12 protein-coding genes and 2 pseudogenes are annotated in these 12,485 nt (G+C 72.0%); 7 read left to right on the top strand and 7 right to left on the bottom strand.

All coding sequences use genetic code 11. The features are described from left to right. Positions 1 to 210: 210 nt before the first annotated feature. The 3 genes and pseudogenes from ACE3Q2_RS05340 to sufT form a co-directional block, all read right to left on the bottom strand. Positions 211 to 438 (bottom strand): annotated as a pseudogene (locus ACE3Q2_RS05340) (proprotein convertase P-domain-containing protein); the annotation flags it as partial. Positions 439 to 585: 147 nt separating this feature from the next. Further along, positions 586 to 2,349, bottom strand: a pseudogene (locus tag ACE3Q2_RS05335) (S8 family peptidase); the annotation flags it as partial. Positions 2,350 to 2,666: 317 nt separating this feature from the next. Beyond that, positions 2,667 to 3,221: a putative Fe-S cluster assembly protein SufT gene (gene sufT, locus ACE3Q2_RS05330; RefSeq protein WP_374473285.1), complete on the bottom strand. Its 555-nt coding sequence runs from the start codon at positions 3,219 to 3,221 to the stop codon at positions 2,667 to 2,669. 61 nt (positions 3,222 to 3,282) lie between these two features. On the opposite strand from sufT, the gene ACE3Q2_RS05325 reads away from it, so the two are divergent. Next, positions 3,283 to 3,705: a hypothetical protein gene (locus ACE3Q2_RS05325; RefSeq protein ID WP_374473284.1), complete on the top strand. Its 423-nt coding sequence runs from the start codon at positions 3,283 to 3,285 to the stop codon at positions 3,703 to 3,705. A gap of 15 nt (positions 3,706 to 3,720) precedes the next feature. Here the strand turns inward: ACE3Q2_RS05325 and ACE3Q2_RS05320 are convergent, their stop codons facing one another. Then, the gene (locus tag ACE3Q2_RS05320; RefSeq protein WP_374473283.1) at positions 3,721 to 5,109 is read right to left on the bottom strand and encodes an NAD(P)(+) transhydrogenase (Re/Si-specific) subunit beta; all 1,389 of its coding nucleotides are present in this window, start codon (positions 5,107 to 5,109) and stop codon (positions 3,721 to 3,723) included. Further along, positions 5,106 to 5,399 (bottom strand): NAD(P) transhydrogenase subunit alpha, encoded by a 294-nt coding sequence (locus ACE3Q2_RS05315; protein ID WP_374473282.1) that lies wholly within the window; start codon positions 5,397 to 5,399, stop codon positions 5,106 to 5,108. The genes ACE3Q2_RS05320 and ACE3Q2_RS05315 overlap by 4 nt, the downstream gene beginning before the upstream one ends. A 141-nt stretch (positions 5,400 to 5,540) precedes the next feature. On the opposite strand from ACE3Q2_RS05315, the gene ACE3Q2_RS05310 reads away from it, so the two are divergent. The 3 genes from ACE3Q2_RS05310 to ACE3Q2_RS05300 are packed head-to-tail and all read left to right on the top strand — an operon-like array spanning position 5,541 to position 6,918. Next, positions 5,541 to 6,092 carry an RNA polymerase sigma factor gene (locus ACE3Q2_RS05310; protein WP_374473287.1) on the top strand — a complete coding sequence of 184 codons (552 nt, stop codon included), beginning with the start codon at positions 5,541 to 5,543 and terminating at the stop codon, positions 6,090 to 6,092. Then, entirely contained in the window at positions 6,089 to 6,433 is a 345-nt protein-coding gene (locus ACE3Q2_RS05305; RefSeq protein ID WP_374473281.1) for a hypothetical protein, read from the top strand. The genes ACE3Q2_RS05310 and ACE3Q2_RS05305 overlap by 4 nt, the downstream gene beginning before the upstream one ends. Continuing rightward, positions 6,430 to 6,918 (top strand): DUF3106 domain-containing protein, encoded by a 489-nt coding sequence (locus ACE3Q2_RS05300; protein WP_374473280.1) that lies wholly within the window; start codon positions 6,430 to 6,432, stop codon positions 6,916 to 6,918. Before ACE3Q2_RS05305 ends, ACE3Q2_RS05300 begins: the two co-directional genes overlap by 4 nt. Here the strand turns inward: ACE3Q2_RS05300 and ACE3Q2_RS05295 are convergent, their stop codons facing one another. Then, entirely contained in the window at positions 6,919 to 8,016 is a 1,098-nt protein-coding gene (locus tag ACE3Q2_RS05295; RefSeq protein ID WP_374473279.1) for an NAD(P) transhydrogenase subunit alpha, read from the bottom strand. Between the two features lie 65 nt (positions 8,017 to 8,081). Next, the gene (locus ACE3Q2_RS05290; protein ID WP_374473278.1) at positions 8,082 to 10,343 is read right to left on the bottom strand and encodes a DUF1631 family protein; all 2,262 of its coding nucleotides are present in this window, start codon (positions 10,341 to 10,343) and stop codon (positions 8,082 to 8,084) included. Between the two features lie 131 nt (positions 10,344 to 10,474). Between ACE3Q2_RS05290 and ACE3Q2_RS05285 the strand changes: the two genes are divergently transcribed. The 3 genes from ACE3Q2_RS05285 to ACE3Q2_RS05275 are packed head-to-tail and all read left to right on the top strand — an operon-like array spanning position 10,475 to position 12,476. Continuing rightward, positions 10,475 to 11,041: a nitroreductase gene (locus tag ACE3Q2_RS05285; protein ID WP_374473277.1), complete on the top strand. Its 567-nt coding sequence runs from the start codon at positions 10,475 to 10,477 to the stop codon at positions 11,039 to 11,041. Further along, positions 11,038 to 11,919 (top strand): 5'-3' exonuclease H3TH domain-containing protein, encoded by an 882-nt coding sequence (locus ACE3Q2_RS05280; RefSeq protein WP_374473276.1) that lies wholly within the window; start codon positions 11,038 to 11,040, stop codon positions 11,917 to 11,919. The genes ACE3Q2_RS05285 and ACE3Q2_RS05280 overlap by 4 nt, the downstream gene beginning before the upstream one ends. Positions 11,920 to 11,939: 20 nt before the next feature. Continuing rightward, positions 11,940 to 12,476: an NUDIX hydrolase gene (locus tag ACE3Q2_RS05275; RefSeq protein WP_374473275.1), complete on the top strand. Its 537-nt coding sequence runs from the start codon at positions 11,940 to 11,942 to the stop codon at positions 12,474 to 12,476. Positions 12,477 to 12,485 lie beyond the last annotated feature (9 nt).

Below are 12,485 nucleotides of genomic sequence, written 5' to 3'. Positions count from 1 at the left end.
CGCCAGCCTATCGGCTGAGCGAGTGTGTTGCGTCGACCGGTTGAGACCGCCGCTCTACTGAGCGGGAATCGACCCTCGCCTTCGCGGTGGGGCCGGCGCCAGATCGCTGGCCAGCGAAGAACCGACCAAACCATCCCGAACTTGGGACAAGAACCAAAAAAAGACCCCGGCGCGAGGCCGGGGTCAGGGGGTGTTGCTTCAACCGCTGGATCAGAAGGTGATCGACCAGCTGTTGATGTAACCGGTGTCACCACCGGCGTTGTCGTTGACGCGCAGCTTCCAGGTGCCGTTCAGGGCTTCGCTGGACAGGTTCTTGGTGTAGGTGCCGACGATGTTGTTGGCGCTACCACCGCTGCGGTTGTGGATGTTGTACAGCGTGCCGTCCGGAGCCACCAGGTCCACCTTCAGGTCGCCCTTGTAGGTGTGCACGATGTTGACCGAGATCGAGGCGCTGCTCGGGGCGTTGCCACTGCGGCCGGAGACCGTGATCGGGCTGTCCACCGTGGCGTTGTCGCTGATGGTGTAGTCCGCGGTGTTGCTGTAGGTCTGCGGGGTCGTGCCGCCGCCGCCACCGCCACCCTCGGTGTAGTTGCCCACCAGGCTCACGCCGCTGAAGCTCGAGTAGGCCTTCACGCGCACGTAGTAGGTGCCGGCCGACGGGGCCGCGATGGTGCAGGTCTCGGCGTTGCCGCTCAGGTACGGGCGGCAGACGTACGAGGTGTCGGTCGGCGCGCTGCCGAACTGCACGTAAAGGTCGGCGTCACCGGTGCCGCCCGACATGGTGAAGGTCAGGTTGGTGGCGCCGGCCGGGACGGCCATCGTGTAGTTGAGCGAGTTGCCGGTGGTGGCGGTGAGGCCGGTGACCGCGACGCCCTTGGTCAGGGTGCCGCCGGTCGGCGGCGGCGGCGGCGGGGTGCTGCCACCGGCGGCGTCGACAAGGGCCTTGGCGTTGATGATGCCCGCGCCGCAGCCGCCCGAGCAGGCGCCGGCGAGCGCGTACGCGGTGGCCTTGAGCTGGGCCTCGACCTCGGACGGGGTCCACAGGGCCTGGCCCAGGGCGAGGCGGCGGCTCTGCGCCAGCGCCACGGCGCCGGCCACGTGCGGCGAGGCCATCGAGGTGCCGTTGTACGAGGCGTAGTTCTCGGTGGTCGGGCCCGCGGTGCCGGCGTTGAGGGTCGAGAGGATGTTCGAGCCCGGGGCCGAGACGTCGATCAGCGTGCCGTAGTTGGAGAAGCTGGAACGCGCCGAGGCGTTGGTCACCGAGGCGACCGCGACCACGTTGTTGCAGCTCGCCGGCGAGAAGCCGGACACGTTGGCGTTGCTGTTGCCGGCGGCCACCACCACGGTGGTGCCGCGGCTGACGGCGCCGTTGATGGCGTTCTGGGTCAGCGTGTCGCAGCTGCCGCTGCCGCCGAGCGACATGTTGATCACGTCGGCGACGTTGGCGGCCGACAGGCTCGGCACGCCGGAGACGGTGCCGCCCGAAGCCCAGGTGATGGCGTCGGCGATGTCGGAGGTGTAGCCGCCGCCCTTGCCCAGCACGCGCACCGGCATGACCTTGGCGCCCCACGCGGTACCGGCCACGCCCTTGGCGTTGTTGGTCACCGCGGCCACGGTGCCGGCCACGTGCGTGCCGTGCCAGCTGGACGGGTAGCCGCCGTCGGCGTCGCCCGGGTCGCTGGCGTCGGCGTCGCGGCCGTTGCCGTCGGCGGCCACGGCGGTGTCGGCGATGAAGTCATAGCCGGCCACGACATTGGCGTTGAGGTCGCTGTGGTTGGTGATGCCGGTGTCGAGCACGGCCACGATGATGCCGCTGCCGTTGGCGATGTCCCAGGCCTGGTCGGCGCGGATGCCGGCGTCGGCGTCGTTGTAGCCCCACTGCTGGCTGTAGTTGGTGTCGTTCGGCACCAGGGTGTGCTTCATCAGGCGGTCGACCTGCACGAACTCGACGTTCGGGTTCGCGGCGATCTCCTGCATCAGCGCCTCGGCCTCGGCGCGGCCCAGCTTCTGCGACACCGAGAACACGTCGGCGCCCAGCGACATGCGGCGCATGTGGCGGGCAGCCAGCGGCTTGGCCGACTTGGCGGCGCGCTCGCCACGCTGCAGGCGCGCGGCCTGGATGGCCTGGTTCGCACCCACCGCGGCGGTCTCCAGCGCGCGCTGCACGGCGGCCGGGTTCTGCGCTTCCGGCGCGTTGTCGCGGAACTTCACGATGAAACGGTCGTACTGCTGGCCCGGCTCGAGGCCGGCGGTCTGGACCTGGGCGGCGAAGGCGGACGTACCGGCGAGGGCCAGCGAAGTGGCCACGACGATGCCGCGCAGGCGGAGCTTGCGAGAGTTATTGCTCACGGTGGTTGGATCCCCGAAAAAGATGGTGACAACGAGGGCCGCTGGGCGGCCGTGTTTGCATCCATGCCCCGGGTCCCCTGGAACAACCCCTCCCCACCGGGCCCTCATGGGCCTCGAATGAACGTGGGGGGAGTTCTACCACCCGGATGTGTGACGCAGTTCACGCCTGCATCACACCCAACCGACGCTAACGTGACGAAAGTCACGGGTCAACGGGCCAAGCCGGGTTTTTGCCGACCGTTCGTCGGCCAGCGGGCGAATTGGTTAGAGCACCACTACAAAGCGGCGGCAGGGACAGGGCCGCTGCCTGCCGGCGTTCAGAACATGCCGGTCTCGAGGCGCGCGGCGTCCGACATCATGCTCTGGTTCCAGGGCGGGTCGAACACCAGCTCGACGTCGGCCTCGGCGATGGTGGGCACCTGCTCCACCTTGTCGCGCACGTCCTGCACCAGGATGTCGCCCATGCCGCAGCCGGGGGCGGTGAGGGTCATGCGGATGGCGACGGTGCGCTCGCCCTCGGCGTTGCGGCCCAGGTCGCAGTCGTACACCAGGCCCAGCTCGACGATGTTGACCGGGATTTCCGGGTCGAAGCAGGTGCGCAGCTGGTCCCACACCAGTTTCTCGACCTCGGCGTCGCCCGCGCCCTCGGGCAGCACCAGCGGCGCCGGCGCGGTCTTGCCGATGGCGTCGGCGTCGCGGCCGGCGATGCGGAACAGGTTGCCGTCCACGAACACCGTGAACGAGCCGCCCAGCGCCTGGGTGATGTAGCCGGTGGTGCCGGCCGGCAGGTTCACCTCTTCGCCCTGCGGCACCATCACGGCCTCGCAGTCGCGTTCGAACTTCACCGGCTCGCTGGTACGGGAATAACTCACTCGGGTATCGCCTGGGCGGAAACGCGGCTATTTTAGCCCGCCCTGCCCCCGGGAAACCGCCTTGCATCCAACGGACCGTTCCACCCCCGCGTTGCGATGGCTGCTGCCGGCACTGGCCTGGGCCGCGGGCGTGCTGGGCATGGTGGCGGCCTGGCTGGCGGTGTCGCTGGCGCTGCGCAGCCCGGCCGGCTGGTTGGCCCTGGTGGCCGCCGCCGACCTGGCGCTGATGCTGCGGCTGGCCGCGACCCCGCCGGGGCGCGCGCGGGCGCTGGCGGCGGTGGCGGGCACCACGCTGGCGATCACGGCCAGCTACTGGATCTATGCCGCCAGCCTGATGGGCCTGAGCCTGGGCCTGCGACCGCTGGATTCGGCCCTGCGGATGGGCCCGGTGCTGGCCGGCGAACTGCTGCGCCATGCCACCAGCGGCTGGGACCTGGCCTGGGCCCTGCTGGCCCTGCCCCTGGCCTGGCGCCTGTCGCGCTGAGGCTGCCCGGCGGGCTCAGTGCCCGCCGTCCACCGCCTTGAGTTCGGCCACCAGCTGCGCCACGGCCGCTGCGCCGTCGCCATAGAGCATGCGGGTGTTGTCGGCGTAGAAGAGCGCGTTCTCGATGCCGGCGAAGCCGGTGCCCTTGCCGCGCTTGATGACGATGGTGTTCTTCGAGTCGGCCACGTCCAGGATGGGCATGCCGTAGATCGGCGAGGCCGGGTCGGTCTTCGCCACCGGGTTGACCACGTCGTTGGCGCCGATCACCAGGGAGACGTCGGTGGTCGGGAATTCCGGGTTGATGTCGTCCATGTCGGCGATCAGGTCGTAGGGCACGCCCGCCTCCGCCAGCAGCACGTTCATGTGCCCGGGCATGCGGCCCGCCACCGGGTGGATGGCGAACTTCACCTTCACGCCGCGCTTGAGCAGCGCCTGCGTGAGCTCCCAGACCTTGTGCTGGGCCTGGGCCACGGCCATGCCGTAGCCGGGCACGATCACCACGCGCTCGGCGTAGGCCATCATCGCCGCCACGTCGCCGGCCTCGATGGGCTTCTGCGCGCCGGTGATTTCCTTCGCCTCGCCGCCGGCGCCGAAGCTGCCGAACAGCACGCTGGCGATGGAACGGTTCATGGCCTTGGCCATCAGCTGGGTGAGCATGGTGCCGGCCGCGCCCACCACCATGCCGGCGATGATGAGCGCCTCGTTCTGCAGCACGTAGCCTTCGAAGGCCACGGCCAGGCCGGTAAGCGCGTTGTAGAGCGAGATCACCACCGGCATGTCGGCGCCGCCGATCGGCAGCGTCATCAGCACGCCCACCGCCAGCGCGGCCACGAAGAAACCGATGATCACCGGCTGCTGCAGGCCAACCACCGTGAGCACGCCGAGTGCCACGGCCACCAGGAAGACGAGGGCGTTGAAGGCCTGCTGGCCGGGGAAGGTGAAGCGCTTGTCGAGCCGGCCGTCGAGCTTGGCCCAGGCGATCACCGAACCGGTGAGCGAGATCGAGCCGATGAGCGCGCCGACCACGCCCAGCACCAGCGCCGTCTGCGAGGGCGCGGTGCCCGCGTCGGCGAACTTCAGCAGTTCCACCGCGCCGATCGCCGCCGCCGAGCCGCCGCCCAGGCCGTTGTACAGGGCCACCATCTGCGGCATGTCGGTCATGGCCACGCGCTTGCCCGACCACCAGGCCACCACGGTGCCAAGCACGAGCGCGGCGACGATGAGCGCGATGTTGTGCATGCCCGCCGTGCCGAAGGTGGCGAGCGTGGCCACCACCATGCCGGCGCCGGCCCACTGGATGCCGCTGCGCGCGGTCACCGGCGAGGCCATGCGCTTGATGCCCAGGATGAACAGCAGCGCCGCAGCGAAATAGCTGGCCTTCACCAGCATCGGCAGCCAGCTCATGCGCTGCCCCCCTTCTTCGAGGACTTGAACATCTCGAGCATGCGCTCGGTCACCACGTAGCCGCCGGCGGCGTTGCCCGCGCCCATCAGCACCGCGATGAAGCCGATGACCTTCTCGGCCGTGGTGTCGGCGTGGCCCAGCACCACCATCGCGCCGACCAGCACGATGCCGTGCACGAAGTTCGAACCCGACATCAGCGGCGTGTGCAGGATCACCGGCACGCGGCCGATGATTTCGTAGCCCGTGAAGGCCGCCAGCATGAAGATGTACAGCGCGACGAAACCGTCCATGTCCCCTCCCCGCGCGAAGGCGCGCTCCCGGGGCATCATAACCGCAGCGTGGGCGCCGGCCAGCCGGTTCCCCGCCACGGTCAACCGCCCCGGCGGCGATGCGTTATAAGGCGGCATGACCGGCCCCGCCGCCCGCCCGTGATGCCCTTCGACGCCGCCCCGGCCGCGAACGACGCCCCGACCCTGGACGCCTTCCTGGCCTCCGTGGAGCGCCGCGGCTTCCGCATGGCCGAGCTGGCGCTGGGCCACCGCGAGGACGCGCTCGACGCGGTGCAGGAAGCCATGATCAGGCTGGTCGGCTACCGCGACCGGCCGCCGGCGGAATGGACCCCGCTGTTCTGGTCCATCCTGCGCCGCCAGGTGACCGACCGGCACCGCCGCAACGCCGTCCGCCGGCGCGTGCTGTCGGTGCTGGGCATGGCCGGCGAGGAGCGCGAAGACCCGCTGGAAATGCTGCCCGACCCGAACGAGGACCCGGAGCGCCGGCTCGCCGACGCCGCCGCCTGGTCGGCCCTGGGCAGGGCCGTGCGCGCGCTGCCGCGGCGCCAGCGCGAGGCCTACCTGCTGCGCGAGCTGCAGGGCCTGGACGTGCGCGAGACCGCGGCCGCGATGGGCTGCTCCGAAGGCTCCGTGAAGACCCACCTGTCGCGGGCGATGGCCGCCCTGCGCAAACACCTGGAGGACTGGCGATGAGCCGCCCCGACCCGACCACCCCGCACCCGCGCGACCTGTTCGACCGCGCCAGCGACCGCCTCGACCACGGCATGGCCTTCCGCCTGCGCCGCGCCCGCCAGGCCGCGCAGCAGCCGGCGCGCACGCACGCCGGCCAGCGGCTGCTGCCGGCCGGTGCCTTCGCCGCCGCCGTGCTCGCGCTCGGCCTGGCCTGGTGGCTGCCGCAGCGCCCGGCCGGCGAAGCACGGCCCGCCGATCCGCTCGCCGCCAGCGAGGTCGACGCGCTGGTGCTGGAAGAAGACCCCGACCTCTACGCCTGGCTGGCCGAAGCCCCGGTGGCCGTGGCCGAGGTGCGCCGGTGAGGCGCCTGCTCGCCCTCGCCCTGCTGGCCGCCGCGCTGGCCAGCCCGGCCGCGGCGCACGGCCGCGGCGACGGCCCGCGGCACCACCAGGCGGCCGTGCCCGAAGGCGTGTCGGTGCCCGACTGGGCGCAGCTCACGCCGGCGCAGCAGCAGGCGCTGGCGCCGCTGCGCGAGAGCTGGGACACGCTGCCGGCCTCGCGCCGCGTGGTGGCGCTGGAACGCGCCGAACGACGCGCGCGCTGGGAAGCGATGACGCCCGGGCAGCGCGAGCGCATGCGCGAAGGCATGCGCAACTACCGCGACCTGCCGCCGCCGCTGCGCGAGAAGATGCGGGAATCGATGCGCGCCGTGCGCGCGCTGCCGGACGCCGAACGCAAGGCCCTGCGCGAGCGCTGGCGCCAGCTCAGCCCGCAGCAGCGCCGCGCCTGGCTGGAAGTGGGCGGCCCCGGCGTGGCGCCGGAACCCGTGCCGGTGCGCGTGGACTGATCAGGCGCGCTTCTCGCCCGCGTGGGCAAGGCAGGTGCGGGCGATGAGCTCGTCGTCCCAGTCCAGAGACAGCGCGCCGCCCTTGAGCGACAGCGCCAGGAAGTTGAACACGTTGCGCGCGTACATCTCGCTGGCGTGCATGGCGCCCTGGCTGGCCAGGTGGAGCGGGCCGGCGAAGGTGACGCCACCCTGCTCGTAGGTTTCGCCCGGGCGCGTGGCCTCGCAGTTGCCGCCGGTTTCCGCGGCCAGGTCCACCACCACGCTGCCGGGCTTCATGCCGGCCACCATGGCGGCGGTGATGATCTTCGGCGCCGGGCGGCCCGGCACGGCGGCGGTGGTGACCACCACGTCCACCGACTTGAGGTGCTCGCCGAGGCGGCGCTGCTGTTCGGCGCGCTCTTCGGCGGTGAGCTCGCGCGCATAGCCGCCTTCGCCCGCGGCGCTGACGCCGAGGTCGAGGAACTTGCCGCCCAGCGATTCGATTTGCTCGCGCGTTTCCGGGCGCACGTCGAAGCCTTCCACCTGCGCGCCCAGCCGGCGCGCGGTGGCGATGGCCTGCAGGCCGGCCACGCCGGCGCCCACCACCAGCACCTTCGAGGGGCGGATGGTGCCCGCGGCGGTGGTGAGCATCGGGAAATAACGCGGCGCCAGCTGCGCGGCCAGCAGCACCGCCTTGTAGCCGGCCATGCCGGCCTGCGAGGACAGCACGTCCATGGCCTGCGCACGCGTGGTGCGCGGCAGCTTTTCCAGCGGGAAGGCGGTGAGCTTGCCGGCGACGAAGGCCTCCACCCGCGCCGGGTCGGCGTGCGGCGCCAGCAGGCCGATGACCACGGCGCCGGGCTTGAGCCTGCGCAGGCGTTCGTTCGAGGGCGGCTGCACGCACACCAGCACGTCGGCCTGCGCCAGCGCGCCGTCGGCGTCGTCGGTGAAGTCGGCGCCGGCGTAGGCCGCGTCGGGGAAAAACGCCGGTTCGCCGGCGCCGCGCTGCAGCAGCACGCGCGCGCCGAGCGCGACGAGCTTCTTCACGGTTTCGGGCGTCAGCGCCACGCGCCGCTCGCCGGCGGCGGTCTCACGGACGAACACGATGCAGACCGACATGCGCAGCACTCCCCGCTGGGTATGCGGGGGATGCTACCGGAAGCGCCGCCGGGGCGGCAGGGGCCTCAGGCCAGGTCTTCGCGCAGCTTGCCCATGACCCGGTGCAGCACCTGGTCGAACACCTGCTCCTGCTCGCGCACCAGCAGGTTGCCGGCCTGCTTCATCGCCGCCAGTTCCTCGACCGAGGCGACCAGCACGCGCACGCCGCGGCGGTTGGTGAACATCAGTCGCGAGGAGATCGGGCTCACCCACGACAGCTTCACCGGGTGGTGCTTGCCGTCGTCGCCGGCGATGTGGATCCAGGTGCCCACCTTCAGCTGGCGCATCTGCTCCACGTCGCTGTCGCTGACGTCGAGGTTGGCCTTGCCGCCCACCACTTCCAGGCGCGGCTTGAGGTCGCCCAGCAGGTCGTTCACCGGCGAACGGCGGCCGGGCAGCGGCACCACGTTGTCCTCGGCCGGCGCGGCGGCGGCCGCGGGCGCGGGCACCGGGGCCAGGCCGCGGGCGCGGCGCTCGAGGCTGTCGGCCAGGCCGCGCATCACGTCCTGCGCCGCCTCGCCGATGATGCCGGAGCTGGCGAGCACGGTTTCGATCGGCTCGCGCATGGCGTTGAGCGCCGGCGCGACCTGCCCGGCGCCATCGCCCGGCTTGGGCAGCAGCGCCAGCAGGCGGTCGGCGACGGTCAGCGCCGACTGCCAGGAACCGCTGTCCGGGCCTTCGCGCAGCGCGATCATGGAAAGGTGGTGGGTCCAGTTGCGCTCGAGGAAATCGCGCATGGCCGGGGTCGGGTCGAGGCCGCGGGTGCGCTGCTCGAGCTCCACCTTGGCCAGGTCGCGGGCCTGCTCCAGGCGCTCCTGGCCGCGCTGGGCCTCGGCGGCGCGGCGCTCGGCCAGCTCGACGCGGCGGCGGTGCTGCTCGAGGAACTGGCGAAGCTCCTGCTCCAGCGTCTCGAAGATGGCCAGGTCTTCGTTGAACTCGGCGATCAGGCGGTCCACGGTGGACTCGGCCTTCTGCAGCAGCTCGCGCTCCTGCGGGCCTTCGCCGCGGTTGCCCTCGACGGCCTCGGCCAGCGAGTTGAGCAGGCGGCGCGCCGGGTGGGTCTTGTACAGGAACAGGCGGCGGTCCATCACCGCGGCCTTCACGAACGGCACCACCAGGCGCGAGATCATCTTGCGCGCGGCCTGCTCGAAGTCGCGCTCGTCGAACATCACGTCGAACAGCATGCCGACCAGGTCGACCGCGTCCTCGTCGTCCTGGCTGATGCTGACCTGCTCGGGCGGCAGGCCGATCTGGCCGGCGCCGCGCAGCAGCTCGTTCTTGAGCAGGGCCGCCAGCGACACCTCGGGGCGCTCGAGCGCCTCGTTCACCGACTCCGGCACCTGGCTCTGCATCAGCGACAGCACCGACATCATCTCGGCGGCCTGCAGCGGCCGCTGGCCACCGCGGCCGGTCTGGCGACCGCCCTGGGGCTGCGACTGGTTGGCCGGGCGCCAGGCGTGCAGCAGTTGGCGCAGCGCATCGAACACGACGCGGTCCTCGGCCGCGCCGGCGCCCGGGTCGGCGGCGAAGCCGGCGTTCGGGTAGGCGGAAGCAGCCGGAGCGTAACCGTCGGCGGTGGCCGGCGGCGGCGCCATCTCGGGCCGGGCGGCCGGGCGCGGGGCCGGCTTGGCGGCGGCCACGTCGGCGCGGAAGCCGGCGGCTTCGAGGCGGGCGTTGAGGTCGGCCAGCAGGTCGCGCAGGTCGTGGATGAGCTCGCGCTCGTAGTACTTGAACAGCACCATGCGCACGTCGGCCGGCAGGTCGACGCCGCGGTGGGCGTCGCTGATGGCGGCGGCCAGGCTGTGGGCGCTGAGCGGGTTGGCGTCGGCTTCGAGCTTGGCCACGCCGACCATGCGGGCCAGGCGCGCCGACAGCTCGTCGAGCTGGGCGCCGTGGATGCGGGTGATGGCTTCGGCGGTGAGGTTGGTGGCCAGCTGCTGCTCGAGTTCGCTCTCCTCCAGCAGGCTCAGCTCGGGCGCGCCATCGGTGGCGCCCGGCGCGGCCTGGCGGCCGAGCTTGGCGAAGCCCTGGTCGAGGTGTTCGCGGAAACCGCGCTCGATCGGCGCGCGCGAGGTGCGCAGCGCGCGCATGGCGAACAGGTAGGGCGAACCGTCGGGCACGCCGTCCTTCTTGGCCAGGTCGAACAGCCAGTCGTCGGCGCGGGCGAACACGCGCGCCAGAACGGACTGAAGGTGTTCGGTGCTGCGGCGATGCATGCCGGCAACCAGGTCCCTGGCCGTCGGCGGGGTGCCTGCACGCTCGCTGCCTGGGAGGGGGAAGTCGCTCATGGGATCCTCTGCACGTCGGGGGGACTACGCGCTTTGGGGTGATTGTGGCCAATCCTGCCACAGATAACTGTGACTTCATTCCCAGAAAACGACCCCAGGGGCACCCGCGGACGGATGGTAGGCTTGGCGGGATGAACGACCTGCATTTCCTGCGCCGGCGCCGCTCGGTGCCCTCCCGCCAGCTGGGCGAACCCGGCCCCGACGCCGCCCAGCTCCGCGCCATGCTGGCCGAGGCCGTGCGCGTGCCCGACCACGGCAAGCTCGCGCCCTGGCGCTTCCTGGCCATCCGCGGCGACGCCCGCCACGCCCTGGGCGAACTCCTGGCCGCGCGCGCGCTCGAGCGCGACCCGGCCGCGCCCGCCGCCGCGGTGGAAAAGGACCGGCTGCGCTTCTCGCACGCGCCGCTGGTGCTGGCGGTGGTCGGCCGGCTCACCCCCGGCCACAAGGTGCCCGAGCAGGAGCAGCTGCTCTCGGGCGGCGCCGCCTGCTTCGCCCTGCTGCAGGCGGCCCAGGCCCTGGGTTTCGGCGCGCAGTGGCTCACCGGCTGGGCCGCCTACGACCCGGTGGTGACGGCGCGCCTGGGCCTGCAGGCGAACGAGGTGGTGCTGGGCTTCATCCACGTGGGCACGCCCTCGGGCGAAGTCCCCGAGCGCCAGCGCCCCGACCCGGACGCCCTGCTTTCCGACTGGGCGCCATGAGCGGCCCCGTCCACCTGGTCGACGCCAGCCTGTACGTGTTCCGGGCCTGGCACTCCATGCCGCCCGAGTTCGAAGACCGCGACGGCTGGCCGGTGAACGCCGTGCACGGCTTCACCCGCTTCCTGCTCGAGCTGCTCGAACGCCAGCGCCCCGCGCGCATCGCGGTGGCCTTCGACGAGTCGCTCGACACCAACTTCCGCAACGAGATCTACCCGGCCTACAAGGCCAACCGCGAGCCGGCGCCCGAGGAACTCAAGCGCCAGTTCGCGCACTGCCAGCGCGTCTGCCGGGCCCTGGGCCTGCCGGTACTGGCCGACGGCCGCTACGAGGCCGACGACCTGATCGGCAGCGCGCTCGGCCAGGTACGCCGCGCCGGCCACGCCGGCCTGATCATTTCGGCCGACAAGGACCTGTCGCAGCTGCTCGACGCCGACGACGAACAGTGGGACTACGCCCGCAACGAACGCTGGCGCGCCGACGGCGTGAAGGCGCGCTACGGCGTGCACGCGCACCAGGTGGCCGACTACCTGGGCCTCACCGGCGACGCCATCGACAACATCCCCGGCGTGCCCGGCATCGGCCCCAAGACCGCGGCCACCCTGCTCGGCCACTTCGGCAGCCTGGACGAGATCTACCAGCGCCTGGACGAAGTGCCCTACCTGCGCCTGCGCGGCAGCGCCCAGCACGCGGCCCGGCTGCGTGAACACCGCGACATCGCCCTGCTCTCGCGCCGCCTGGCCACCATCGACGTGGCCGCGCCGCTGCCGCCCGACCTGGGCACGGCCGAGCGCCGCGCCCCCGATGCCGCCGCGCTCGACGCCCTGTGCGAAGACCTGCGCTTCGGCCCCATGACCCGCCGCCGGCTGATGTCGGCCTGAAGCCGCGCTAGGATCGGCGCATGAGCGACGACGCCGAGACGATGTGCGAGGGCAAGTACCTGCGGCTGGTGAAGCGCGGGCACTGGGAATATGCCGAGCGGACCAACGCCGGCAGCGCGGTGATCGTCATCGCGGTCACGCCGGAGCGCAAGCTCCTGTTCGTCGAGCAGTTCCGCATCCCGCTGGGCGCGCCCACCATCGAGATGCCGGCCGGCCTGGTCGGCGACCTCGACGCCCACGACACCATGGAAGACGCCGCGCGCCGCGAGCTGCTGGAGGAAACCGGCTGGCTCGCGTCCGAGGTGAAGGTGCTGATGGTCGGGCCCACCAGCTCGGGCATGAGCAACGAGCTGATCGCCTTCGTGCGCGCCCGCGGCCTCACCCGCGTGCACGCCGGCGGCGGCGACGAGACCGAGGACATCACCGTGCACGAGGTGCCGGTGGACGACGCCCCGCGCTGGCTCTCGGCCAAGATGGCCGAGGGCTATTCCATGGACCCCAAGCTCTGGGCGGGGCTGTGGCTCTTGGAACGCAACCCGGACGGGTCCCCCGCCTGATTGTGTGGG

This window comes from Arenimonas sp., assembly GCF_041913985.1.
In the GTDB taxonomy this organism is placed as follows: domain Bacteria; phylum Pseudomonadota; class Gammaproteobacteria; order Xanthomonadales; family Xanthomonadaceae; genus Arenimonas.
Note: the sequence above shows the minus strand (reverse complement) of the source record. Positions and strands in the feature narration are given on the sequence as shown.

Bases quoted from the DNA above. Each gene is read 5' to 3' on its own strand.
- ACE3Q2_RS05315 (WP_374473282.1), bottom strand. From the start codon at position 5,399: ATGGACGGTTTCGTCGCGCTGTACATCTTCATGCTGGCGGCCTTCACG.
- ACE3Q2_RS05320 (WP_374473283.1), bottom strand. From the start codon at position 5,109: ATGAGCTGGCTGCCGATGCTGGTGAAGGCCAGCTATTTCGCTGCGGCG.
- ACE3Q2_RS05295 (WP_374473279.1), bottom strand. From the start codon at position 8,016: ATGTCGGTCTGCATCGTGTTCGTCCGTGAGACCGCCGCCGGCGAGCGG.
- ACE3Q2_RS05285 (WP_374473277.1), top strand. From the start codon at position 10,475: ATGAACGACCTGCATTTCCTGCGCCGGCGCCGCTCGGTGCCCTCCCGC.
- ACE3Q2_RS05310 (WP_374473287.1), top strand. From the start codon at position 5,541: ATGCCCTTCGACGCCGCCCCGGCCGCGAACGACGCCCCGACCCTGGAC.
- ACE3Q2_RS05290 (WP_374473278.1), bottom strand. From the start codon at position 10,343: ATGAGCGACTTCCCCCTCCCAGGCAGCGAGCGTGCAGGCACCCCGCCG.
- ACE3Q2_RS05275 (WP_374473275.1), top strand. From the start codon at position 11,940: ATGAGCGACGACGCCGAGACGATGTGCGAGGGCAAGTACCTGCGGCTG.
- ACE3Q2_RS05305 (WP_374473281.1), top strand. From the start codon at position 6,089: ATGAGCCGCCCCGACCCGACCACCCCGCACCCGCGCGACCTGTTCGAC.
- ACE3Q2_RS05280 (WP_374473276.1), top strand. From the start codon at position 11,038: ATGAGCGGCCCCGTCCACCTGGTCGACGCCAGCCTGTACGTGTTCCGG.